General features: G+C 66.1%; 24 protein-coding genes. 12 read left to right on the forward strand and 12 right to left on the reverse strand.

Annotated features, from left to right (window positions below; all coding sequences use genetic code 11):
* Positions 1-12 precede the first annotated feature (12 nt).
* The 6 genes from ACFC4D_RS17150 to ACFC4D_RS17175 form a co-directional block, all read right to left on the reverse strand.
* Positions 13-999 carry an acyl-CoA thioesterase gene (locus ACFC4D_RS17150; RefSeq protein ID WP_376064351.1) on the reverse strand — a complete coding sequence of 329 codons (987 nt, stop codon included), beginning with the start codon at positions 997-999 and terminating at the stop codon, positions 13-15.
* A 117-nt stretch (positions 1,000-1,116) separates the two neighbouring features.
* Positions 1,117-1,902 carry a CPBP family intramembrane glutamic endopeptidase gene (locus ACFC4D_RS17155; RefSeq protein WP_376064353.1) on the reverse strand — a complete coding sequence of 262 codons (786 nt, stop codon included), beginning with the start codon at positions 1,900-1,902 and terminating at the stop codon, positions 1,117-1,119.
* Between the two features lie 176 nt (positions 1,903-2,078).
* Positions 2,079-3,485: a hypothetical protein gene (locus ACFC4D_RS17160; protein WP_376064356.1), complete on the reverse strand. Its 1,407-nt coding sequence runs from the start codon at positions 3,483-3,485 to the stop codon at positions 2,079-2,081.
* An 85-nt stretch (positions 3,486-3,570) separates the two neighbouring features.
* Positions 3,571-4,056: a nuclear transport factor 2 family protein gene (locus ACFC4D_RS17165; protein WP_376064851.1), complete on the reverse strand. Its 486-nt coding sequence runs from the start codon at positions 4,054-4,056 to the stop codon at positions 3,571-3,573.
* Positions 4,057-4,171: 115 nt separating this feature from the next.
* Positions 4,172-5,059 (reverse strand): hypothetical protein, encoded by an 888-nt coding sequence (locus ACFC4D_RS17170; RefSeq protein WP_376064358.1) that lies wholly within the window; start codon positions 5,057-5,059, stop codon positions 4,172-4,174.
* 147 nt (positions 5,060-5,206) lie between these two features.
* Positions 5,207-6,148, reverse strand: coding sequence for a LysR family transcriptional regulator (locus ACFC4D_RS17175; RefSeq protein ID WP_376064360.1), 942 nt, complete (start codon positions 6,146-6,148; stop codon positions 5,207-5,209).
* Between the two features lie 506 nt (positions 6,149-6,654).
* Here ACFC4D_RS17175 and ACFC4D_RS17180 point away from each other — a divergent pair.
* A complete protein-coding gene (locus tag ACFC4D_RS17180; protein ID WP_376064361.1) occupies positions 6,655-7,662 on the forward strand; it encodes an AraC family transcriptional regulator in 1,008 nt (335 codons plus the stop codon).
* Here ACFC4D_RS17180 and ACFC4D_RS17185 read toward each other — a convergent pair.
* Positions 7,621-8,679, reverse strand: a complete 1,059-nt coding sequence (locus ACFC4D_RS17185; protein ID WP_376064363.1) for an AraC family transcriptional regulator — start codon at positions 8,677-8,679, stop codon at positions 7,621-7,623. The genes ACFC4D_RS17180 and ACFC4D_RS17185 overlap by 42 nt on opposite strands.
* Before the next feature lie 336 nt (positions 8,680-9,015).
* Here ACFC4D_RS17185 and ACFC4D_RS17190 point away from each other — a divergent pair, with 336 nt between their 5' ends.
* Both ACFC4D_RS17190 and ACFC4D_RS17195 read left to right on the forward strand, forming a co-directional pair.
* Positions 9,016-11,088: a CocE/NonD family hydrolase gene (locus tag ACFC4D_RS17190; protein ID WP_376064365.1), complete on the forward strand. Its 2,073-nt coding sequence runs from the start codon at positions 9,016-9,018 to the stop codon at positions 11,086-11,088.
* A gap of 91 nt (positions 11,089-11,179) precedes the next feature.
* Positions 11,180-12,589: a lipase family protein gene (locus ACFC4D_RS17195; RefSeq protein ID WP_376064368.1), complete on the forward strand. Its 1,410-nt coding sequence runs from the start codon at positions 11,180-11,182 to the stop codon at positions 12,587-12,589.
* A 73-nt stretch (positions 12,590-12,662) separates the two neighbouring features.
* Here ACFC4D_RS17195 and ACFC4D_RS17200 read toward each other — a convergent pair whose 3' ends face one another.
* Positions 12,663-12,983: a hypothetical protein gene (locus ACFC4D_RS17200; protein WP_376064370.1), complete on the reverse strand. Its 321-nt coding sequence runs from the start codon at positions 12,981-12,983 to the stop codon at positions 12,663-12,665.
* A 207-nt stretch (positions 12,984-13,190) separates the two neighbouring features.
* Here ACFC4D_RS17200 and ACFC4D_RS17205 point away from each other — a divergent pair, with 207 nt between their 5' ends.
* Entirely contained in the window at positions 13,191-13,742 is a 552-nt protein-coding gene (locus ACFC4D_RS17205; RefSeq protein ID WP_364650707.1) for an RNA polymerase sigma factor, read from the forward strand.
* Positions 13,739-14,011: a hypothetical protein gene (locus ACFC4D_RS17210; RefSeq protein WP_376064373.1), complete on the forward strand. Its 273-nt coding sequence runs from the start codon at positions 13,739-13,741 to the stop codon at positions 14,009-14,011. Before ACFC4D_RS17205 ends, ACFC4D_RS17210 begins: the two co-directional genes overlap by 4 nt.
* A gap of 46 nt (positions 14,012-14,057) precedes the next feature.
* Here ACFC4D_RS17210 and ACFC4D_RS17215 read toward each other — a convergent pair whose 3' ends face one another.
* Together ACFC4D_RS17215 and ACFC4D_RS17220 are read right to left on the reverse strand one after the other, a co-directional pair.
* Entirely contained in the window at positions 14,058-14,393 is a 336-nt protein-coding gene (locus tag ACFC4D_RS17215) for a hypothetical protein (RefSeq protein ID WP_364650713.1), read from the reverse strand.
* A gap of 121 nt (positions 14,394-14,514) precedes the next feature.
* Positions 14,515-15,858 carry a hypothetical protein gene (locus ACFC4D_RS17220; protein WP_376064376.1) on the reverse strand — a complete coding sequence of 448 codons (1,344 nt, stop codon included), beginning with the start codon at positions 15,856-15,858 and terminating at the stop codon, positions 14,515-14,517.
* Between the two features lie 177 nt (positions 15,859-16,035).
* Between ACFC4D_RS17220 and ACFC4D_RS17225 the strand changes: the two genes are divergently transcribed.
* Positions 16,036-16,362, forward strand: a complete 327-nt coding sequence (locus ACFC4D_RS17225) for a hypothetical protein (RefSeq protein WP_376064378.1) — start codon at positions 16,036-16,038, stop codon at positions 16,360-16,362.
* A 157-nt stretch (positions 16,363-16,519) separates the two neighbouring features.
* Here the strand turns inward: ACFC4D_RS17225 and ACFC4D_RS17230 are convergent, their stop codons facing one another.
* Entirely contained in the window at positions 16,520-16,705 is a 186-nt protein-coding gene (locus tag ACFC4D_RS17230) for a hypothetical protein (RefSeq protein ID WP_364650722.1), read from the reverse strand.
* Positions 16,706-17,039: 334 nt separating this feature from the next.
* Here ACFC4D_RS17230 and ACFC4D_RS17235 point away from each other — a divergent pair, with 334 nt between their 5' ends.
* The 4 genes from ACFC4D_RS17235 to ACFC4D_RS17250 all read left to right on the forward strand — a co-directional run bounded on the left by ACFC4D_RS17235 (position 17,040) and on the right by ACFC4D_RS17250 (position 20,635).
* Complete coding sequence (locus ACFC4D_RS17235) at positions 17,040-18,494, forward strand: hypothetical protein (RefSeq protein ID WP_376064380.1); 1,455 nt, start codon at positions 17,040-17,042, stop codon at positions 18,492-18,494.
* Positions 18,491-18,901, forward strand: a complete 411-nt coding sequence (locus ACFC4D_RS17240; protein ID WP_376064382.1) for a FixH family protein — start codon at positions 18,491-18,493, stop codon at positions 18,899-18,901. Before ACFC4D_RS17235 ends, ACFC4D_RS17240 begins: the two co-directional genes overlap by 4 nt.
* 67 nt (positions 18,902-18,968) lie before the next feature.
* Positions 18,969-20,090: a hypothetical protein gene (locus ACFC4D_RS17245; RefSeq protein ID WP_376064384.1), complete on the forward strand. Its 1,122-nt coding sequence runs from the start codon at positions 18,969-18,971 to the stop codon at positions 20,088-20,090.
* Positions 20,087-20,635, forward strand: a complete 549-nt coding sequence (locus ACFC4D_RS17250; RefSeq protein WP_376064386.1) for a hypothetical protein — start codon at positions 20,087-20,089, stop codon at positions 20,633-20,635. The genes ACFC4D_RS17245 and ACFC4D_RS17250 overlap by 4 nt, the downstream gene beginning before the upstream one ends.
* Here the strand turns inward: ACFC4D_RS17250 and ACFC4D_RS17255 are convergent.
* Entirely contained in the window at positions 20,558-21,223 is a 666-nt protein-coding gene (locus tag ACFC4D_RS17255) for a TetR/AcrR family transcriptional regulator (RefSeq protein WP_376064388.1), read from the reverse strand. The two genes, ACFC4D_RS17250 and ACFC4D_RS17255, sit on opposite strands and share 78 nt — an antisense overlap.
* 158 nt (positions 21,224-21,381) lie before the next feature.
* On the opposite strand from ACFC4D_RS17255, the gene ACFC4D_RS17260 reads away from it, so the two are divergent.
* Entirely contained in the window at positions 21,382-22,959 is a 1,578-nt protein-coding gene (locus ACFC4D_RS17260) for an FAD-dependent oxidoreductase (protein ID WP_376064390.1), read from the forward strand.
* 194 nt (positions 22,960-23,153) lie between these two features.
* Entirely contained in the window at positions 23,154-24,377 is a 1,224-nt protein-coding gene (locus tag ACFC4D_RS17265) for an oxygenase MpaB family protein (protein ID WP_376064393.1), read from the forward strand.
* The last annotated feature ends 47 nt before the right edge of the window (positions 24,378-24,424 follow it).

Below are 24,424 nucleotides of genomic sequence, written 5' to 3' on the forward strand. Positions count from 1 at the left end.
CAGGGCACAGGGCTAAGAGAGAACCGGTACGCGCAGATAGCTGGGTTCGGCGTCCGGGGGCACGGCTCCCGCCAGTGTGAAAGGTGTGGCTTCGGCGCGGAATTCGATCAATTGCCGGGCGTGTTCGTCGAGTGCCCGGTCTTCACCGGACACCGGTTCCCAGGGGCGGATCGGCCGGGCTTTTCCGTCCTCGCCCAGCGCCACGACGACGGCGAGTCCGTGGGCGGCGAGCACGGGTTGATCGGAGAAGGTATCGGTGGAGGTGACGTGCACGCTCATATGCATACTGCGCGGGCCGGTGTGGATCAGCCGCGCGGTCACCTCGACCACATGACCGATGGCGATCGGGCGGTAGAAGCGGATACCGCCGAAATACGACGTGATCACGTGCTGTCCGGCCCAACCAGCGCCGCAGACGTAGGCGGCCTCGTCGATCCAGCCCATGGTCCGCCCGCCGTGCACCCGGCCACCCCAGTTGATATCCGAGGGCGCCGCCAGGAAGCGCAGGGTGGCGTCGGGTGCGGTGCCCGCGCTCGTGTACCGCTCGGCGCTCATCGCCTCCTCGATCCGGCGGCGCACCGAGACGCGTTCGCGCGCTTGGCGACTGCGCTGCTGTTCGAGGATGGTCGTCGGAACCCATTGCGGGACTTCGACGGCGTGGCGGTGGTCGTCCATCGCGACGAAGATCATCAGGCATTGCGTGGTCTGGATCGGCTTGGCCCGGGTCGGATCGGTCGAGTAGACCGTCACCAGAATGTGCATGCTGGTGCGCCCGGTATGCACCAGATTCGCATGCAGCTCAACCAGTTCGCCCACCGCGATCGGACGGTCGAGATGGATATTGCCGACATAGGCGGTCACGCAGTACCGCCCGCTCCACTGCGCGGCCGCCGCATAGCCGACCTTGTCGATCCACTCCAGCAGACGGCCGCCGTCGACGGGCCCGGCAATGCCCGCATCGTCGGGTTTGACGAGAAGTCGATGGATTGAGCTGGTCACCGTCGGATCCGTTCGGTAGCACCTGTCGCGTACGCGCTTGCTCGACCGCGTTGTCCCGCAGCACGATAGGGCCTGGCCGGGTTTACGGGCGAGTAGCGGTATTCCCAGGCGGTCGGCTCAGCTGACGGCCGGTTCGATGTGGCGGCGCTTGATCAGCAGGATGATCGCGAGCAACGGGTAGACCAGGATCGGCAGCAGGGTGCCGGCGTAGAAGGTTTGCTCGGCCAGGATCGCGGTCCCGGACAGCAGCGTGAAATCGAAGAGCCCGTGGATGATCGAGTTCGCCGCATTGCCGCGCGTAACCCGCCGGATCAGGTAGAAGAAGTACCCCGCGAGGCTGACCATGATCGCCTGCGGCAGCGCCGAAGCGCCGTGACTGATGGCATTGGTCAGGTGCACCGCGCCGAAGATCACGCTCGACCAGAGCGCGACCCGGCCTTCGGTGAGCCCGTGCTCGCGCAGCATCACCACCCCGATACCGCGGAACATCCCCTCCTCACCCCATCCCACGAACTGCGTGGCGATAAGCAGCACAACGACATACAGCCACCCCTTCTGCGAGAGCGCGCTGTAGGCGATGCCCCCGGCGATGGCGACCAGGAACACGATCGGCACCACGCGCACCCACGATTGCGTCGGCCGGTCATCGTGCAGCACCGGCCGCAGCCAGCCGAGATAGCCGATCACCCCGTACGTGAACGCCAACGCCACACCGAGCGGAATGATCATGCAGTAGAACACCGCCCGGGTGGACAGGAAATCGTCCTCGCCGGTGAGGTGCTTCATGAGAAGCCCGCCGCCCTGAATGAGGGCGAGATAGACGATGACGACGACGGCAAACATGGGGTAGGACAAACCCCGGCCGGTGCCGATGGCCGAGGTCTGCGTATGCGACGCGCTCATCAGCTGAAACTAGTCGCGATCACCCCCTGAGACCGGACATTTCGCACCAGCGCGCCACGCGTGGGATGAGCGCGCGACGGCTCTGGGATAGGCACGACACCCGCTGCGCACCGCCGCAGCGCAGTCCGGACACCCTCGGGCCATGGCGGTCTCGCCGGACTGCGGATTTCACACCCTTACGCTTCCAATAAGTCCTCGGTACCCAGGAGCTCGGCGGTGTAGGAACCGGGTTCGGGCAGAAGCTCCCTGTCCCACAACAGGACTCGTGCACGGATGGCGGTGGGGTCGGTGCCGCGTGCGGTGTCGATCCGCACCGATATCGGTGCGGGCAGCGCCAGGAACGCGGTGAGGAAGGGCAGTGACTCGACCAGGTCCCATAGGGTGCGGGTTCGCAGGGCGCCATGTTCATGCGAACGTGCGCAGGTCACCGTCCAGCCCGAATGCATCGCGTCGTCAAGAGAATCGCGCGAGAGGGTGAGCGCGGACACCGTCTCATCGACGCAGTCCGCGACGGCAGCGACCTGGGTGTCGGCCGGAAAGTCGATACCGGCCTCCAGGCCCAGTCCCGCGGCCACCTGCCGCTGTGTCCACGATTCGCGCAGCGTCTGATCGATCTGTTCCACCCAGTGGTCGCCGGTGACGCGTTCCTCGAGACCCAGTAGCCCATCGGGCCGTTCGACCAACCGCAATGTGCGCCAGCCGGACCGCACGGTCTGCCCGGCGGTGAATCGGGTGCCGTCGGCGATCGCGTCCTGAATGTCGTCGAGCGCCCACGCCACCCACCACGCCCCGGATTCTTCCGTCGAGGTCAGAGCGACCCGGGCGACCACATCGGGTAGTCCCAGCTGCTCACCGATCATGGTGCGGGTCAGCCCATCTCCGAAACTCCCGAGCCCGCGCCGTGCCCGCGCCATGGACAACGGTGCTCTTTGCGGCCCGAACCAGATACCGCCGTGAGTGATGTCCACGCCGTCGCGCACTACGGTGGCCAAGACGCTACCCGCCAATATGACCGACGGTTCCAGGACGACGGTGGTGTCCGGCGGCAGCGCCAGGAACTGACGTAGATACGGCCACTCCGCCAACACATGTCGGAGCGAGGAGTAACCCACCGGCTCATGGTCATGCTCGTCCAGGCAGACCAGGAACCAGCCCGACATGCCTTGATCCGGGGTGCCCCCATGTCGGCGGAACCCGAGTGAACCCGTGGTACGCACGCATGGACGGAGCGCCACCATATCCGTTCCGGCGACACTGCCGTCGAACATCGCCAATTCGAGTCTGGCGCAGACGGTCTCCTGATGATGCAGATCGGTGATGATCTCGTCGACCTGTTCGGACCACACCCCGGGCGTGACCTCTTCCTCGAGCCCGAGGGTGCCATCCTCGCGCGCGATGACCCGCACCATCCGACCGGCGATGCTGAACACCTGCCGCGGTTCGATCCACTGCCCACCGAGAACCGCGTCGCGCAACCAATCCAGTATGGACCGCACCGTGGCGGTGTCGGGCACCGGCTCTCGCACGATCACCGTGAATTCGGCATGCCCGGAGTCGGCGGCGGTCGTGGTCCGAAAACGCATCACCGCAGTGTTTCTACCTGCCATACCGTCGCTTCCCAGTGGTGGGCAGCACGGCCCGGCCGCTGCGTCGATGCGACCCGATCGCTCAGGGACCGTCGTTCGCGACGGTGATGACCGTGTCCGGCGTGAGCGGCCGGGTAATCGTCCAGAAAGTCCGGAAGTGGGATTTGGACATCTTCCACGCGCCGTTCTCGATGACATACTCGTCGTCGTATTCGCCCGCGGAAACGCTCTCGGTTCTGTCGATCAGATTGACCTGCCGGAACCGTAGCGTCCAGACGCCGTTCGCGGACGTCGCGGAGGTGAGGGTGATGTCGGGCAGCATGCCGTGATGCATATCGAGTATCACCGGCTTCCCGTCAACCTGGTGCAGCGCAATGGATTCGAAGATCTTCACGATCCCGTCGGCATCATCGAATCGGCCCAGCGTTCCGAAATCGATCGACGCGCCCTCGGCGATGAAGCAGTCGCGGAAAGCCCGCGGATTCTTGGCATCGCACGCGCGCCAGTACCGATGCTTGAGCGCCTTGATCGCCTCGACGGCTTCGATCCGCGCCACCCGCTCACGCAACTGCTCGACTTCGGTTGTCCCATCGTCACTCACGCTCGTGACGCTATCGCCCCGGTGCGGATACCACCGAGCTGCGACCGGATACGGCCGTCCGCGGCAACCCCCGAACGCGATGTCACCCGACAACACTGCCCAGCACCACTGCGGCCACGCCTATCAGCCCGAGGCACGCCACCAACACCGGGTATCGCCGCTGGAGAACAGGAATGCGTTGCACCACACCGGGGTTCGATCCGTGCGTGATCTCCGCCGGTGGCGCGGGGGTCTCGTGCAGCACGGCCGCGAGGACGAGGGTCAGATCGGTGAGCTCGACCCCGAGCACGTCGGTCTGAAGTACATCGAGGATGGCACGGCGGTCGGCATTCGGGCCGAGTGCGCGTACCGCTCCGGAAGCCGGGTCGGCGATGAGGGCGATGGCGAGCATGCCGACGGTGAGCGGCCAGATGTCGTAGCGGCGCGACAACCTGGCGGCGATATCGAGCGATCGAGCAGTGGCAAAGGTGAGCGGGTATCCCTGCCAGGTGGCCGCGGTGTAGTTCGTCGGATCCTGCGCCGGTCGAGCGGTGATCCTGCGTGCGCCACCGGTATGCAGCCAGAGGCGATACCACTGGCCGGAGGAGTCCGCTCGCATGAGCGTGAGGAACAGGACCTGGGTATCGAGTGGTCGCGGAGCGGTCTGGGCGGCGGCGGAGCGCAACGCGAGTTCCACGGTGGAATGCAGCCGCACATCGCCGAGCATGGCGGGCACCGCGACCGCGGAGCTCCCGGCCGGCTCGGATTCGCTTGTCTCGGCGGCCATCGCGCGTTCGCGGCGGACCTGCCAGGCATCGAAATTCCAGATCGCGATGATGATCGCGACCGCGCTGAACAGGATCGCTCCGGCGACCTGGAGGGCCGTGGCCGCCCCATCGGGATCGGAACTCAGATTCGCCACCCCGATCCCGATGGCGAAAAGTCCGATAGCGATGGCGAGGACGGCGAATGCCCCGATCCGGTCCACCATTCGGTTCACCGGTCCCGGATCCGTCGGGCGCCGGACGGCGGAGTGGTGGCCCGAGTTCATTGTCACCCCAGGTTCTCGAGTGTGATCGAGCTCAGGGTACGCACATCGGGGCCACAGGACTATGGAATAAGGCTGCAGCACAATCGCTCAGGGACCGAACCCCAATGCCCTCGAGTCGCCCGTGCCGTTCTCCCGTTGCGCCGCAGCCACTTCGAGGAGCGTTGTGATGAACGCGCGCAGCGGGGCCGAATCCCTGCCGATCGACCGGATCAGGCCGTACTCGATCGGCGGAGCATCCCGAAACGGCACGAAGGCGATGCCGGGACGGGAGTGGTAGAGGCGGCCGCACGCTGCCACCGGCGAGACACCACGACCCGCCGCGACCAGGGTCGGGATCTCGGTCCAATAGGTGGCGGTCGGCCCCTGCGGAATCGGTCGCCCGGACGGTGTGTGCAGAGGCAGATGGGCGTCGAGCCAATACCCCGGCACCGCACCGTGAATCGATATCAGCGGGACATCGGCGAGATCCTCCAGCGACACGGTGTCCCGGTGTGCGAACGGATGCCGCGCCGGGACCATGAGCGCGCGCGGCTCGGTCAGGACCACCGGCCCGATCGCGAGACCCGTTTCGTGGACCGGGAATTCGCTGATCTGCAGATCGAGATCGCCCGAGCGGAGTCCGCCGAGCGGATTCCCCACCTGCACTTCGTGAATCGTGATGTCGCAGTCGGGACGGTGCATCCGGAACGTTTCGGTGGCAGCCCCGAGCAGATCGGCCACCCACGGCGCGGAGTATCCGATTTGCAGGGTGCAGGTGATGCCACGGCCGAATTCGATCGCCCGCGCCACCGCCCGTTGCACGCTCTCGTAGGCTGGCTGCAAGTCGTCGCGGAGCCGCTGTCCGGTGGCGGTGAGTGCCACTTGGCGGCTGGTGCGATCGAACAGCGGTGCGCCGACACGACGTTCGAGGCGTTTGACCGTCTGACTGACCCGGCCGGTGGACAACCCCAAACGTTCGGAGGCCCGCCGGAAATGCAATTCCTCCGCCAGCGCCAGAAACGTTTCTATTTCGTACCGCTCGATGGCCATGCTCCCGGTGCGATCGGAGGTGGTGAATGAACCGGGGTCAGCCCCACAGCGATGAGATGAAACCGAAACGCGCCGCCCCTGGGACGAGGACGAATCGCATTTCGGCCCGTACGGGCATCGGGTCGATACGCGGGTCGGAGAGCTCATCGGATTCCCACATTCGGTCTATTTTGTTGCAGGGCAACATAAGTGGGTCGGCACCTGCGGCCGGTTCGTCGTCGCCGATCGCGATTGCGCGCATGTGAACTCCTTGCTACCCGTCCGCGTCCGGTTGAACGGGTCGATATCGTCAGCGCCCGTCGATCCGGGAGTTGGCTGTTCGCACGGTATCGATCGGCCGTGCGTGCCCGCTTGTCCCCGAACGCACGGCCATTGTCCGAATGCGCAGAGCGCGGAACCGGCGATCGTGGCCGGGCTGCGGCCCGCGCGGGTTCGGTCGTAAACTCTGACCTCGAATTGGATTGACGATCAGGCACCGATGGTCGCCGAACCGAAAGACGGTACCGATGAACACAGTGGCTATTGCCGACTCGGCCACGACGAGTGCCGTGGATCCACGTGAGCGCGCGGACTATTGGGCGCACGTGATCAATATGTATCAATGCCGACTCGGCTACCGGTTTCCCAGTCGCACCGATTTCCAGGGCAGTACCCAACTGCGGCGCACCGATTCCTATCAGTTGATCGGGTGGGAATCCGATGCCGTCACCTACCTGCGCACCCGCAAACTCATCCGTGCCGATCCCGATGACAACTATCGGCTGATTATTCCGTTCACCGGGCAGCTGGCCTTCGGGTCCGACGATGGGCACGGAATCCTCACCCCGGCATCGATGCTGCTGGTGGCCATCGATCAGCCCTTCGCACTGTCCATGTCCGAGGCCACGCGCGGGGTGATCATCAACATTCCGCGCGAACAGGTGCGGCATCGCCTCAATCGCGTCGCGCCGCCGCCCGGCCCACTCGATCTCACCACCGGGCTCGGGGGCGTGACCGCCGCCCTGATCGGTGGCCTGTACACCGAGTGCACCACCCTCACCGATCGCGAATTCGACAGCGTCTCCGAACGTTTGGTGGATCTGCTGTGCATGCAGATCCTCGGCGATCCGGCGACCTCGGCCACCCCGCTCGCGGATGTGCAGGCGGCCGCCCGCCGGTACATTCGCGCCCACGTCGGCGATCCGGACCTCACCGGCGCGCGCGTCGCCACCGCGCTCGGCTGGTCGCTGCGGCAGATTCAATTGGCGTTCAACGCCATTGGCACCACGCCGAGCGAAGTCATTCGAGAAGAACGCCTGCACGTGGCGTGCGAGCGCCTGCGCAGTCCGGCCTACCAGCGGTGCAGTATCGCCGATATCGCCTCGGACCTGGGGTTCGGTTCGGCCAGCAGTTTCAACAAGGCTTTCCGCCGACGTTTCGATGCCACGCCGAGCCAATTCCGCGGGGGAGTGGTGCGCGATATCGGCGCGCGGCTATTCGCGCGAGACCGGTTGAACGCGGATCCCGGCCGATGAACCATGTTGTGCCCGAGCGGAATTGCGGATCTGCTGGGGTGTGACGCCGAACCAGCGGCGCACCACCCGGGTCAACGCGGATTGTTCGCGTAGGCCGGCGAGCGCGGTGATCTGGCTCATCGGCAGATCGGTCTCGCGCAGCAGGCGGTAGACGGTGTCGCGGCGGGTGCCGTCGAGGACATCGTTGAAGGTGGTGCCCTCGGCGGCGAGGGCGCGTTGCAGGGTGCGCTCATGCATGATCAGCATGCGGGCCACGGTCGCGATATCGGGTTTGGCGGTGGTGATCAGCTGTTCGATCGCGACGCGGACGCGGGCGCTCATGGTGTGATCCTGATCGGAGAAGTTCCTGTTCAGGTAGTCGACCGAGATGGTGCGCAGGGTGTGGTTGCTGCCCGCGATGGGGCGGGCGAGCATCTCGGCGGGTATCCGGAAGACGACGTACGGCGAGTCGAAAACCACTGGCGCGCCGAAGTATTCGATGTAGAGCGACTTCGGTGCCACCGGCGGATGCGGCAGATGGATCGAGAGCAGACCGTAGTCCTCACCCGCCACCTGCCGCAGGACCTTGTGAATCGTGCCCGCCGACAATCCCGCGCCCTGTGCGAAGCCGGTCGCGGCGGCGGTATCGCGGTATTCCAACCCGATGGCCTCGGGCTCGCCTTCCGGATCCTCGATCAAGCCGACGGAGATACCGCCGTTATGCGTGAACACGAAGCGGGAGGCGAATTCCAGCGCGTCGCCGACGGTGGCGGCGTTGGCCACCGCGACCGCCAGCGGTCCCAGCACGTCGATGTCCTGCCGGGCGGCCAGTCGCAGGCCGAAGTCGGGGCAATTCAGTTCTGTCGCAGCGGCTTCGAGCGCCCACCCGATCGATTCGGCGGGGATGATCGCCTCGTCGTTGGTGACCGCGGCGACGGTGATGCCGAAACGGCCGAGCAGGGCCGCGCCATCGCCGCCCAACTCATCGGCCAATGCCGGATAGTCCCGCAGGCCGGCGGCTCGTGCCGTTGTCACCATGTGATGGCTCGCCTTTCCCGATGTCGGTTATTCGCGACTACGGACGTTAATGCAGAGCGTCGATTCACCGCAATATCGCGGGCTGCGGCCGTGAACTCCCAATGCAATTAACATATTCTGCCACCGACACGGCGAAAAATATTGTCGCCGTGGGATAAAAGGCCATGTACATCGCTCTGAGCTGGGGTTTCGGCGGGGGAATGGGATATGTGCAGGTTGCCCGGCCGATGTGGGCCGCATTACAGTCCCTACCCGCTGGTAACTCGTAATCGGCTAATGCGTCCGAACTCTGAAAAACATTGACGTTTCGGATGACTCGAATGAATGTGGAGCGATATGAAATCGAGGGTGGGGGCAAGATTGTTCGCTCGAAAAGCGAGCGTGGCGGTCATCGGCATCGCCGCGGTGACCCTGTTCGTCCAGCCGATCTCGGCCGCCGATCCCGAATTCACCGGGATTGACGGCGGGCAGTACGCCGCCGCGTGGACCGCCGCGGTCGACGGCCCGCAACCGTACGCGCAGATCTTCCCGGACCTGGCCGAGCCGGTCACCCTGAGCGACGGAACGGTGATCAAACTCGATGTCACCCGGCCCGGGAACACCGGGCAGCCGGTGGACGCCAAACTGCCGACGATCGTGGAATTCGAGACCTACAGCAAGATCGCGATCAACCTGGCCTCGGTGCTGTTGCAGGTGCCCGGGGTGGAGAATGTGCTGCTGCCGTGGATCGGATCGATCGGCGCGCCCGCCGGATCCGGGCTCGAGGGACTCACCGATCTGAGCCAGCAGCTGCGGTCGGGTGCTTTGCAGACTTTTCTGCACAACTATGACCTGGTCAAAGCCGGATACAACATGGTGCACGTGGACATTCGCGGTACCGGGACGTCCCAGGGCAAGTGGCAGATGTTCGGGGACAAGGAGCGGCAGGACGCCGCCGAGGTGATCGACTGGATCACCAAGCAGCCGTGGAGCGACGGCAGTGTCGGGGTCAAGGGCACGTCGGCGACCGGTATCGCGGCCCTGCGCTCGGCCGATCGCGGCAATCCGGCGATCAAGGCGGTCTTCACCTATATCGGCAGCGGGGACCTCGTCGATGACATCGTGGCACCGGGCGGCGCGGTCGGATTCGGGTTCGCCGCGTTCTGGCCGATGGTGGTGAACCTGGCCAAATTCGCGCCCGATGTGGAGTCGGTCATTGCGGTTAAGTTCGATCCGGAGCAGCAGCTGAAGTGGTTGCAGGACAGGCTCGCCGACCCGTTGACGATGGTGGATGTGGTCGCCAACGCGTTCACCGCGATGAATACCGGCCAGCTCATGCCCAAGACCCGCGATCTGTTCGACCCGGAGTCCGACGTGCGCCGGGGGCTGAAGGCCGACAGCCAGAATGTCACCGCACCGAGCTTCATGGTCAGCGGTTGGTGGGATCTGTTCGGCAGCACACCGACCGACACCTATCGGGCCATACCGCAGGCCGCGGACCGCAAGAAACTTGTCGTCGGCGAGGGCTTTCACGCGGGTGCGGGTATCAAGGGATTCGGCGATCCAGGGATGCCGCCGCGCCTGGATGTGCTCCAGCGCGCGTGGTTCGACAAGTGGCTCAAGGGAATCGACAACGGGATCGACCGATACAGTCCGCTCACGCTGATGCAGCAGGGTGGGGGATGGATCTCCTCGGACACCTATCCGCAGGCCGGAAATGGTTACCGCCGTATGTATCTCGACGATCAGCGCACCGGCACCGCGAATTCGCTGTACGACGGAGGACTTTCGAGCAGCCCGCGACAGAGCGCGGTCAATGATCTGACCGTCGCGCCCGGAATTCTCGGCGTGTGCTCCCGCGATACCGCGCGCATTCTGGCGGGCGTCCCGTCCATCGTCATGGCCTGCGGTGAGGACTCGCGGATCTGGGAGAACAACGGCTTGAGCTTCACCAGCGGCCCGGTCGCCGAACCGACGGTCATCTCCGGGGCCATCAGCGCGCATCTGAACACGGTGCTCGATCAACCCGACGGCTACTGGGTCGTCACCGTGAATGACGTGTCCCCGGACGGTCGTTCACGCGAGATCAGCTCGGGTCAGCTGGTCGCCTCGCTGCGTCAGATCGACGAATCCCGCAGCAGCAGAACGGACAACGGCGATTACACCCGGCCCGTCTACTACCTCGACGTCGACAAGCGCCAAACCGTGACACCGGGCGAACCGCTCGTCCTCGATATCGCGATCGACCCCACCGACGCGGTCCTGCAACCCGGGCATCGCCTGCGCTTGGACGTCTACGCCGGCAATTTCCCGAAGGGCTTGCCGCCCATGCCGATTCTGGTCGACAGTAAGCTCGCGCCGCAGCATCTGCGCCTGGATCCGGCCGAGCCCAGCTGGGTGAATATCCCGCTCAGCGCCGATATCCCGTAACGGCCCCCACCACCTCCTCGGCACCGCGCATCGCGTGGGGTATGCGCGGCGTCGAGGGCTTTCGTCCGTGCTCGAATCACCCGGAAGAATGATGACCACTCACCACATCACCGATGCGCGCCCACGGCACCATGTTTCAGCCCTGCTGCGGTTGTCCGCGCTCACCGGCGCTCTGGCGTTGACCGGAACCTGCGTGCTGGCCGGGCTTCCGGCCGCCTCGGCCGACGACGCACCCGATCCCGTTGCAGCACAGTCCGCTCCGGCCGACACCTTCTACGATCCACCCGCGGGCTATGAATCCGCTACGCCCGGAACCATTCTCGCCAGCCGCCCGGTCCGCGCCGCCGCGCTCCCGTCGCTGCCGCTGGCGGTGAACGCCTGGCAGCTGCTGTATCGCACCACCGACGCCGACGGCAACCCGTACGCCGCGGTCACCACCGTGCTGAGTCCCGAAACCCGTTCCGGCCCTGCTCGATTGCTTTCGGTGCAGGCGGCCTACGACTCCATCCAGCGCACCTGCATGCCGTCGTATGCCATGACAGCCGGGGATCTCGCCTCCCCGCCACCGAGCGAAGCGCTCGAGGCCGCGATCGCGCTGGATCGCGGCTGGACGGTATCGATTCCCGACCCGGGTGGCATCGACAACCGCTTCCTCACACCCCGCGTCATGGGATACACCGTGCTGGACGGGATTCGAGCCGCCGAGAACTTCAGCCCCCTCGGCCTCGACGGTGCCGCCACCCGCACCGCGCTGACCGGATACTCCGGCGGCGGCATCGGAACCAGCTGGGCCGCAGAGCTACACCCGTCCTACGCCCCGGAACTCAATATCGTGGGTGCCGTACTCGGCGCGCCGATTCCGGACCTCGCCGCGGCAATGCGATCGGTCAGCGGCCGCATCTCGGGCGGCCTGATCGCCGTCGGAGTAGCCGCAGTCATGTATGACTCCCCGGAATTCTCCGCCGCCCTCGACCGCTACCTGAAGCCGGGAGCCCGCGCGATCCTCGCGGCAGCCGGTCGCGAATGCGTCTCTGCCACAGTCTCGAAGAACCTCTTCATCAATGCCTCGGACCTGCTGACCGTGCCACTGGATCAAGTGCTCTCGGACCCGGTGATCCACGCGACCATCGCCGACCGAGCCCGCGGCACCGCCACCCCCACCACACCGATGTACATCGTGAACGCCGTGAACGACGAGGTAAGCCCGATAGCGAAGGTCGATGCCCTGGTCGCCCGCTACTGCGCGGCCGGTGCGTCAGTGAGTTATGTCCGCGACGACCTCCCCGACCTCATCAGCGACCACAGCATCGAAGCCCTCACCAGCGTCGGCGGCTCCTTCACCTGGCTGGACCGCGCCATGAACTCCGACAACCCGAACCCACCCACCTGCCAAACCACCACCGTCCCCTCCACCTTCACCGACGGCTCCTGGTCCACCCAACTCCCCGCATTCACCCAGGGCCTGGCACGAGTACTACTGAGTCAGTCCCTCGGCCAATAGCTTTCGGCAACGTCGCCTCCGACGAGCGCGGCCCCCGGCAGCAGATGCCGGGGGCCGTGTGAACGTTGTCGGGCTAGGCTCCGACGGCCGACCAACCCCAGTAGGTGCCCGAGGTGCCTCCGGGGACGGTGGCGATCGGGTCGCCGGTGCAGTCCTTGGTGCCGAAGACCAGCAGGTTGCGGGAGCTGCGGTTGTCGAAGCGGATGTCACGGGGGAATCCGCTGGCCCAACAGGAGTTGAGATCGCTCAGCTCCAGGGTGTTGTCGACGATCACGACCTGGCGGCCGTCGCCCGCTCCGAATGAGCCGGTGGGCAGGGCCGATGCCATTGGAGCAGCGAAGGATACCGCGGTGATCGCGAGAGCACTTGCGGCAGAACGCAATACGAATGTCATGGGATGACCCTATCGAAGTCGGATCCGGGGCTCGGGGGCAGGGGCTCCCAATGGTGAATCCTTTCGGTCGTTGAGCGCTCTTATGGGTGTGCGTCCACCCGGGCGCGCATCGAGGAAGGGATCTCATGACCATAGGGATTGTCGCCGTGGTGATCGCGGCCGTATCGGTGTGTAGTTGCGTGGTGTTGGTGCGAAGGAGGCGGGCGCGTGGCTAGGTACGGCGCATGGCCGGGGGAGCAGGTGGTCGCGGCCGCCCGGGAAGGGGATGAGGCGTCGATCGCGGCACTGGTGTCGGGGGCGCATCCCCATGTGCGGCGGTTCGCGTTCTCGCTGTGCGCGAGTAGTCAGGATGCCGAGGACGCGGCGCAGGAAGCGTTGATCGTGCTGTACCGCAAAATCGGAACCCTGCGGGCGACGGGAGCGCTGGCCTCGTGGATGTTCCGGATCGTGCGCAATGAATGTCTGCGGCGGGTGGCGGATCTGGCGCGGCGCGGTGAACCCGAGGTCGAGTTGTGCGTCTCCTCGGCCGAGGACGATGTGCTGGCTCGGCTCGAGGTGGAGCGGGTGGCAGCCGCCATCGCGGCATTGCCGCCCGATCAACGCCGGGTGCTGATCATGCGCGATGTGCAGGGATTGCCGGGCGGCACGGTCGCCGATGCGGTCGGATTGAGCACGGCGGCAATGAAATCCCGGTTGCATCGGGCGCGCGCAGCAGTGCGCTCCGCACTCGATTTCCCGAGTGCGGAGGCACCGCGATGAGCGCTCCGGTCCGGTCGGGCGAGCCGTCCTTCGCCAGCCGATCCCTCTCGGCACACCTGGTGCGCGGCCTCATCGGATTCGGCTCGCTTATCGGATCACTCGCGCTGACACCGATTCTCGGTTTCGGCGCGCTCCTGCTGCTGCCGGTCGGGCTGGTGGCCCTGCGCGGCTGCCCGATGTGCTGGCTGATCGGCTTGGCGCAGACGATCTCCGGCGGTCGCCTGCGTCGAGACTGCACCGGCGACTCATGCAGTCTGGTCATCCGGTGAGCGGCGGCGTGTAGGGAACCGACGGTGAAAGGCGTTCGGCGCCGGGTCAGGCCGGGATCTGTGCCCCGAGGGCCGCACCAGCGCTCGCGCCGACGGTGGCTCCGATGGCTCCGCCCACCACGCCGCCGATCCCGACCCCGACGATGGTGCCGACCGGGCAGACGGGCGCGGTGACCGCACAGGCGAACGCGCCGCCCAGCACCGCGCCCACGCCCACCCCGACCACGGTCCCCACCACGGTGCCGACCTGCTCACCGACCAGCGCCTGCGTCTGGCCCGCGGCAACCGGTTCGGGCGTGGGGGTTTCGGCCTGCGCGAGTCCGGCTCCGGTTCCGATGAGTGCGGCGCTGATGGCCGCCGCGGCCGCGATCCTGCGAATCATGGTGCACTCCTGAGTTTTCCGGCAGTGCACCGATCGTGAGCCGCGGACGACCCGCAGGTGCGGCGATTACGCCGAGACCGTGCACATGCACAGTCCGGGCTGGACTTCGGCCTCGCGGCCGTTACGGGTCCAGTCCGTGAATGATGAAGTCCACGTGTGGGTTTCCGTTGTAGTCACCGATGGCCGCGCGGATATCGAAGGTGGTGCCGGACTGGTCGAGGATGAAGACGTAGACCTTCGGCGTGGTGGCGGTGCCGGTGTTATCGGTGGTGTAGTTCGCGTACGCCTGCTCGGAGTTGCCGTCGAAGGAGATCCGCATCGCCTGGCCCTGCGGGTTGTACGGCGAGAAATAGACTTTGACGCCCGCGAAGGGCACGCCATTTCCCTGGCCGTACTTGACCGATAGCGGCGCCGTCGGCACCCAGTCGTGGCCGATGCCGCCACCGTGGACGGTCTGGTTGTTACCGGAGACGATGGTCAGCACATTGTCGGTGGGATTCGCGGGTGCGGCGTTGTTCCACAGCGCTGCCGCAGTGGTGTTCGGATCGTTGCCGGAGAAAACCGAGAGGGTTCCGTTGTCGTCGAGGTTGGCCACGTAGCTGCCCTGCGCGCGAGCCTTGCCCGAAATCGCCCAGTACAAGCCCTGATTGTGGCCCGGATCGGTGCCCTTGTAGACGCACAGATTGCCATCGGTCTGCATGATCGCGAAGCAGGGGAACGCCGGTTTGGCGATCTTGTTGCTCCAGTACTGCTGCGTCCCACCCTGGATCGGATTGCCCGGCTGAGTGCCGCACACCAGCGCGAACGTACCGGTCTCGGTCAGCGTGATCCCGTATTTCCCATTGGCCGAGGGCAATACGATGCCGCGCGAAATCCATTGCCCGGCTTGCAAACTGTGACCGCTGGTGACCCGCTGCGCCTGATAGCTCTGCGCCGACTGCCACGTGATGAACGCGGGATTGAATCCATTGTCCGGAACCACCCCCTCCGGAGCCGAACCGATCTGCAGGTTCCCATCCGGCGCGAACACCGCCCAGTACTTCGGCCCGGCCCCCTTCTGCCAGGTATTGGTGGCCCAACAGGGTCCGTGGTTGTCCGAGGGCCCGGTGCCCCGATAGATGACGAAGTTGCCATCATTCTGAATGGCGGCGAAGTACTGCCCGTTGGTCTGCGCCGGATTGAACTTCCAACTCTTGTCGATATGCGCCGCCCCGGCATCCCCGACCACCGAATAGTAGGGCTGATCCGGATCGATATCGGCATACGCGCCCCCGGTCGCCCCGGGCTTGGCGAAGTAGAACCGCAAGTCCCCGTTGGCCTGCAGCACCGCATAGAACCCGTTCAACGGGCCCTGTTTGAAGAAATAGTCCCCAACCCGTAGATATCCACCCATATCCACCGCGGACCCCTTGTTCACCCCCGCCGCGGGCAGCAGATTCCCACTGTTCAAACTGGATGTACTCATCGGCATCTCGCTTCATCCTCGCCGACCATGCTGGGCTTCGATCGTCCGGCGGTCGCCACGCCCAGGTCAAGCGCTCGCCCCGAAATCCGACCCCGCACAAGGCAAGTCGCTCGCGACGCGCCGTTACCCGGTCATATCTCCGTGGCAAGGGCATCATGTGGGCTTATGAAACCAACGGTGACCGATGAACAGATTCAAGCCGTGGCCGCGACGGCGAAACCGTACAGTCTGGTGCTGCTGCACTGGGGCCCGAACCGAACAATGGACGGCGCCAACGCAATAGAACTCGAACACCAGCGCCGCATGGTCTCCCTCCGCGCCGACGGCATAATCGCCGTCCTGTGCCCGGTGGCCTCCGACACCGTCGCGGGCGTCGCGATCATGACTGTCTCGGTGGACGAAGCCACGAAGCTCATAGCCGAAGATCCCTGCGTCCAAGCCGGAATGCTGATCCCCGAGGTACACCTTTGCCACGGCTTCCCAGGCGACACCATCCCCGGGTAACCATCGCCGGTGCAACTATTCGGAATTTCCGGATAGTTCGATCGCGCGGTTCGCGTTGCGGCACAGTGCCACCCGTGCTGGTCGAGGTGGCACCGTGTCTCTCCTTCAGGTGGGCGCTACACACTGCTGACGTTTGCGTAGCGTGGATGCGGCCGGACTACTTGCGCGCGGTGAGCGCGGATTCGTAACCTCGGTCGTATCCGTCCCACTGGCCCTGCCGGTAGTCGCCATTACCTGCCAATTGTGTTGCGGCAGTGAAAGCCCTGGGCAGTTCGGCGTCGCCGTCCTTGAACCCTGCCCGATAGCCCTCGCGATAGCCGCGCGTGTATGCCGGTGTCTGCATATCGGCTCTCCTGATTGCGAGAATCGATCCCGGTATCGATATGGGTCGGAAGATATGAAAGCGCATGTTGAACGGCCGCCTGTGGGTCAGCGACCCCGCGTGCATTTTCCCCGTGCACGGAATACCACGTGCGATTCGAGTATCGCATAAATTCTGCGTGTCTGTCCCCGGAGTGGCGATGAATTGCTGTAATCGTCTGTGGCCATGCCGGTTTCGCTGCGAGTCCGCGTTGCGCGCGTCCCCGCACACGCCGACTGTCATCGGGGGCTTCTCGGGGTGGCATCCCTCTGTAGAGGGATTCGAGACCGGTGGTCGTTTCGGTAGCTTCGGAACAGTGCGGTTGCCGTTGACATTTCGCCCGCGGGGCGCTGGTCTGATCGTCGGGGTGGTGGGGATATGGCTGTTGTCGGTGCTCGGGGCCGGACCGGCGCGGGCCGATGGCGCGGTGAGCGGGGGTGATGTGACGGTGGCGCAGTCGCTCGGCGACCGGGAGTTGACGGTGATCGTGCGGCGCGCCGAACCCGGGCCGCTGCAAGTGGATCTCGTGACCCATGCCGGAACACCGGCGGGCACGCTGACGCTCGGGGTGGCCGCCGCCGATCGTGCCGGTGACGCCGGATCTGCCACGGTGCAGCTCACCGATCAGGCGGGTCCGTATCCGGTGACGCTGCGGGTGGATCACGCCGGACCCTGGGAACTGACGATATTCGACGGGGAACGCACCGCGCGCATTCCGTTCCTGGTCTACGCCCGCGTGGTAACCCCGTGGGAGCGTGCGGCTTACGGAGGTTTCTGCACCGCCGGGGCCATGCTGCTGGTGGCTCTGGGCACCGCGTTGATCTCGCGGCGCGGATGGGTGACGCTGCTGCCCGCGGGCGCGTTCCTGGTCGCGCTCACGGTCGGGGTGACCGGGGCCGTGCTGTCGGGCTACGCGCCCGCACCGCGTGCGGCGGGCAGCCTGCTCGATCCCACCTCGGACAATGTGGGCGATCCCTTTCCCGAGCGGGACCTGCCGCGAACAGTCAATTACTCACGGCCGCCGGTGAATATGACGGTGCAGGCGAACGATCCCGCCGATATCCACCTGGCGCTGACCGATTCGGCGACCGGCCGTCCCGTGGACGATCTGCTCGTCAACGATGACGCACTGCTGCATCTGATGGTGGTCGGGCCGGACGGGCGGCTGTGGCATCGCCATCCGATCCGGGTCGCGCCCGGCGACTATCGAATCTCCTTGCGCGGCGGGCAATCCGGTGAGTACGCGTTCGCCGCCGAGATCGCGCGGCGCGGCGGTGGCGTGCAATTGCTGAGGGCGGCGGCGAGGTTGGACGCTTCGGTTGCCGCACCCGCAATTCCGACTGTGTCCGGAGAACCCGGAACGACCGCGCCCGATGATCCCCTCCCTCCCGGTGCGACGCTCACCGTGAGCGATCCGGTGGCGGGCGAACCCGCAACGCTCACCGCACGATTCGGCGGCGGGGCAGATCTCCAGCTGTGGCTCGGCATGGTCGGCCATCTCATCGCGGTCGGCCCGCTGCCCGAGCGGACGCCGACCGGCAGCGCCGCCGCGACCGCGCCGATCTGGGCGCACGCACACGCCATGGCCCCGCTACCGCCCGCGGGTGCGCAGCCCGCCGACGAGACCGTCGCGAAGTACGGACCGACCGTCGATTTCACCTTCACATTCGCGCTACCGGGCCGATATCTGGTCTGGGCGCAGGCCGAGCGCGACTACGGCGTACTGACGCTGCCCGCGGTCGTCGATGTCCGGATGGGAGCTCCACGATGACCGCGCGCCGGGGGATAGTCGCGGCGATGGCCGCCATAGTCATTGCCGCGCTATCGGTTTGGTGGCTGTGGCCCGACGGCGGCGGTGCGTCGGTGTCACGTATCGCGGCCGGACCGTATCAGGTGGCATTGAGTGTCGCCGGGGACGGCGCGCGGACCGGAGACAATACGGTCGATCTCGAAATCCGCACGGCGCAAGGCGATCCTGCCGCACCGGAGAAGGTGATCGTGGCACCTGCCATGCCGCAGATGGGTCATGCGCTGCCGACCGCCATCGCGACCGCCACCGGCCCGGGACACTATCGCGCCGCGGTGAACCTGCCCATGCCCGGGCAATGGGAGATCACCGTACAACTGTCCGGTCCGCAGGGACCCGGGTCGGCCACCTTCTCCGTTCGCGCCAATTGATCACTCAGCCAATCGATCTCATAGTCAGCCAATTCCGCAGCCGATCGATCACCTCGAGGAGACCGCAATGGACCTCACCGCACACGGTGGCGGGCGCACCGCCACCGCGTCCGCCCCGCTCGTCGTCAAACCCTGGATACCCGCGGCGATCCTGTTCGCCGCCACGGCCACCTTCGCCATCGGATCCACCTGGGATATCCAGTGGCACGCCGATGTCGGGCCCGACACCTTCTTCACCCTGCCGCACCTGTTCATCTACGCCAGCGCCGCGGTCGCCGGATTCACCGGCCTCGCGGTCATTCTGCACACCACCGCGGCCGGACGAGCCGGGCGCGAGGTGGACCCCGCACTGGGCGGACCAGGTATCGGGGTGTTCGGCCGCACCTTCACCGCACCGCTCGGGTATCTGGTCGCCGCACTCGGTGCGGCCTCGTTCCTGCTCTACGGACTGTGGGACCTGTGGTGGCACAGCCTCTACGGCTTCGACGCGGTCATCGACTCACCCCCGCATATCGGACTCTTCCTGTCCAGCACGGTCATATCGGTGGGCACGGTCATCGTGTTCGCGGCCGCGCGCGGGCAGCGCTGGGGTGAGATCGGCGCGCTGGTCTCGCTCGCGCACCTGCTGACCTCGAGCACGGTCACCGCGCTGGCGGTGCAGCGACTGAGCCAGGGCACCGTGCGCTGGACCGTCGCGGTCACCGCGTTCATGGCGATTCTGCTGCTGATCGCGGGTGCGGCGTTCCGGCGCGGTGGTGCGACGGGCGTGGCGGTGTTCGCCTCCGCCATTCAGGGCGTGTTCTGGTGGTTCGCGCCGTGGGCCGCGCGCGCCTACGCCGATGTCGTGGGATTGCCACTGCGCGAACATATTCGGAGCATCCCGACCACCCCGGCGCTGATCCCGTTCTGCCTGATCCCGGTGGGCATCGTGCTCGATCTCCTGCTGCGCCGCACCACCGCCCCGGCCCGGCTGTTGCCGCTGCTGGCCGGTGCGATCGGCGGCGCGATCATCGCCGTGCTGTCGTTCGAGCAGAACACGCTCATCTACGACGCGCACTGGCCGCTGTCGTCCATCGTCACCGGAACCACCATCGCCGGAGCCGTTTTGGGCGCGCTCGGCGGATTCCTCGGACACAGATTCGGCGCGATGTTGCGCCTGACCGCGCCCGCACCGGAGGTGCACGCATGATCCGCCGTCTGGCTCCCTTGGCCGCCTTCGTACTTGCACTGTGCTGCGCGCTCATCGCCACCACCGGCACCGCCGCCGCCTACCAACCGGTCAATATCGTGCACACCGAGAACGTCCGCGTCGGCCCGTACAACCTGACCGTCGGCTTCAGCGAATGGCCTTTGCGCGCAATGCAATCGCTGGACTTCACCTTCGTTCCCGACGGTGGCACCGAGGGCATGACCGGCAAGCTCACCACCGTGCAGCCCAATGGCAAGGTGCGCCGCTCGGAACCCCTCTCGCACCACCCGCGCAAACGCGAGGACTGGGGCCTGGACGTGCGATCCCTGGACAAGGACGGCACCTGGACCTTCCGCTTCGCCCTGGACGGTCCCCGCGGCCACGGCGAAGGCGAACTCCGCGATCTCGCCGTCCTACCCCAGCCCGGCCCACCCCTCAGCGTGAGCTGGGCCGTCAGCAGCCTGCCGCTACTGGGCTTGATCGCCTTCCTCGCCTATGCCTGGCATCGCACTCGTACCGGGCTGGTGCGTGTCGAGCAGAGGTAGCCACAGCTCGTCGACGATCTCGACGATGGCATCGTCCGGGACCTTGTCCATACGCATCAACATGTCGTGCCGGAGCAGGTCGAAGGGCAGGTTCAGCAGGCGTTCCGAGCGTGCGGCGGAAGGGAGTTCGCCGCGGGCGACCGCGCGTTGGACGATGTGCGCGAAGGGCGGCGTCTCCCCGGGTGGGCGAAGGCGGTCGCGCAGATCGTTGAAATCGGTGCCGGATTCGCGGAAGTAGTCCGCCAGTTGGATTCTCATCAGAACCGCCGCGCGGGCCCGGCCATGATTGATGGTGCGCAGTAGCTCGAGGGCGTCTGCGCGCAGACTTCCGCTGTCGGGAATTGCGAGTGGGGGCCAATTGCGGGCGAGGGTGGCCAGCAGCAGATCTTCGCGCTGCGGCCAGCGGCGATAGAGCACCGGGCGGCTGGTTCCCGCGCGCGCCGCGATCGCCTCGAAGGTGAAGCCGTTGTAGCCGTATTCGACCAGCACCTGCCATGCGGCCTCGAAAATCGCGCTCTCGAGGGCCGCGCCGCGCCGCCGGGTGGCCGGGTTCGGATCGTGGCTCGATGTCGTCGTCTGTGGTTTCACCAGCGTGCGGCCCCATTCGTTTAGATTCGCTTGCGTATCTTAATCGGCCGTCGTACGCTGAGGGCAATTAGATACGCGTGAGTATCTTATCTAGCGGATCGCGCTCTCGCATTCATTGATCGCGGATGTGTCGCGCCTCGAACCCGGGAGAGTCAGTCATGCACGATGTCGTCATTGTCGGTGGCGGTCCCACCGGCCTGTTCCTGGCCTGCGAGCTCGCGCTGGCCGGTGTCCGCCCGCTGGTGCTGGAGCGCCGCGCCGAACCCGATCAGTCCGATAAGGCCCACGGCTTGATCGGCCAGAGCGTGCGGTTGCTCGATCAACGCGGTCTGTACGAACGCTGCGGCGGGAGCGGTGCGCCGCGGCCTGCCCCGCGTTTCGGTTACGCCGGGCTCCCGTTGCCGCTCGATATCCTCGGTGAGGCCAATCCCGTCTACACGCTACCGATCAACCAGCGCGACCTCGAACGCGTATTCGCCGAGCGCGCAACCGAACTCGGCGTCGAGGTGCGTCGCGGCTGGGAGGTGGACTCGTTCACGCAGAACGAGACGCGGGTCGAGGTGCTCGTCACCGCCCCCGATGGCACATCGGCGACCCTCACCGCGCAATACCTCGTCGGATGCGACGGCGGCGGCAGCCGAATCCGCAAGGGGCTCAATATCGAATTCCCGGGCGTCACCGACGCGGTCGTCGACCGCTCCGCCCTGATCGCGCCCAGCGACCACCTGAAATTCCTGCCCGGCGGCAAGGTCGCCGTCGCCGGACTCGGTGACATCCCGGTCGGGATGTACCGCACCGAACACGGCATGTTCATCCTGCTGCCGCACAACCCCGAGCGGCCGCACGTATTCACCACCGAATGGGAACCACACCCCGTGGGCAACTATCCCGGTCCCGGCCCCGAGATGACTCTGACCGAGATGGAAGACAGCATCGAACGTGTACTGGGAGTGCGTGTTCCGCTGTCGCCGCCGCCCGAGGGCGCGCCCACGCAGCTGCGCCGCCTGTGTAATCGCAATTCCCGCCAGGCCGCTCGATACCGCGAGGGGCGGGTATTCCTCGCCGGTGACGCCGCCCATACCAGCCACGGCCCCACTCTCAACGCCGCCCTGAACGATGCGGCCAACCTCGGCTGGAAACTCGCTGCGGCCGTTCACAATCGCGCCCCGGAGGGTCTGCTCGACACCTACGAGACCGAACGCCACCCGGCCGCCGCCGAGCTCCTGATCCATACCCGGGCCGAAACCGCGCTGACCGCACCCGGAGCCGAAATCACCGCCCTGCGTGCACTATTCACCGAACTACTGGCACATCAGCCCACCGTCGCCACCCTCGCGGCGGGCATGGCGGGCTCCGGTACCCGTTACGACATGGGTCAGGACGATCCCTCCGACCTCGTCGGCTACTTCGCCCCGCCACTCGACCTGATCGACGGCGACGGCAACACCCGGCGACTCGCCGAATTCCTGCACGAATCCCGGCCCGTACTGGTCGATTTCACCGGTGACCACACCCTCGCCGCCTTCGCGGACTCCCTGAGCGACGCGGTGCGCCACGTCAGCGTCACCGCAGCCCACCCCGTCGCTCCCGCGCTGCTGATCCGCCCCGACGGCTACGTCGCCTGGGCGGGTTCGGACACCGAGGGTCTCCAGGCCGCCCTCACCCGCTGGTTCGGCATATCGGCCTGTCTAGCCGCGGCCGGGCGACAGCGCGACGGGGCCGCTGCTGCCCGCTGAGCCCAGGTCGAGGCGGTTGAGCAGGTTCTGGATCAGGACATAGGGATTCATCGATTCGAGCTTTCTCTGGATTCACCCGCAGGTGGAAGGTGTTGTGCCGCAATCGGTTGTGATGGCGGTAACAATGTGCTGTCATGAAGATACAGGGAAACGCAGATTGTGTCTCTGTATCTCTCGACGATGAGGATTCGATGATGGACGCACACCACCTCAGCCGCCGCGACGCATTGCGCACCGGTGGAGGGCTATTGGGAGTGGTCGGCGCAATGGCGCTGACCGCGCGGACCGCTCGGGCGGAGCCGTGGAAATGGTCGCCCGCCGATTCGGTGGTGGGCAGCGGTGACGGCGCAGATCCCATGACGATGTTCGATCCGGACGCGGACTCGGTACTGGCCGATGTCATCGATCACTACGATGTGCCCGAGGTCAACAGACTGCTGGCGACATGGGTCTACAACGATCAACCCGTACCCGCCGGACTGCCGAAAGGGTTGGCGGACTTCATCGAAGCCGCTCGGCAGCTGCCCTCCTGGGCCGATCAGGGCAAGCTGGCCAGCTCCTTCGAATTCACCAAGAAGCGTGGGCTCTACCTCGGGGTGCTGTACGCGTTCGCCAGCGGCATGATGTCCACGGTCATCCCGCACGAGGCGCTCGCGGTGTACTACTCCCGAGGCGGCTCGCACCTGAAGGACCGCATCGCCAAGACCGCGAAATTCGGGTACGACATCGGCACGGTCAACGCCTACGGCGCCGGCGGCGAAATGATCGTGACCTGCGTGAAGACCCGGATCATCCACGCTTCGGTGCGGCATCTGCTGCCGCGCTCACCGCATTGGCCCGACGGGGTCACCCCGATCAGCCAGGACGATCTGATGGTCACCTGGCACAGTTTGGCGACCACCATCATGCGCACGCTCACCGCGTGGCGAATGCCCATGCCCGTCGCGGAATCCGAAGGCTACCTGCACAGTTGGCAGCTGGCCGGGCATATGCTCGGCATCCGCGACGAATACCTGCCCGCCACCTGGGAGCAGGCCAACGTGCAGGCCGCACAGCAACTCGACCCCATCCTCGCGCCGACCGCCGAGGGTAAGGATCTGGCCAATCAGCTGCTCAATCTCGGCGCGAACCTCGACCTGACGCTGCTGAGCCGGGGTGTGCTCGGCGCGTTCACCCGATTCATCATGGGGGACAAGGTCGCCGACTGGCTCGCCATCCCGCGCGAACCGGCGTGGAGTCCGCTGTTGGAGGTCGCATGGGGTCCGTTCGTGGCCGTGCGCGAGGGCGTGCTGTCGGTGGCCCCGGTGGTCGATGCACCGTACTGGATGTTCGACGAATTCCTGCGCCAATTCGCCATGTGGTATCTGGCCGAACTCCGCATGCCGTTGAGCATCGAGATCCCGCTGACCAACCGGTGATCGAAACCGCCTGTGCCCCCTCGCGATACACCGGCGATGCAATGAAA

Origin of the sequence: Nocardia sp. NPDC056000 (assembly GCF_042269265.1) — a bacterium.
Taxonomy (GTDB): domain Bacteria; phylum Actinomycetota; class Actinomycetes; order Mycobacteriales; family Mycobacteriaceae; genus Nocardia.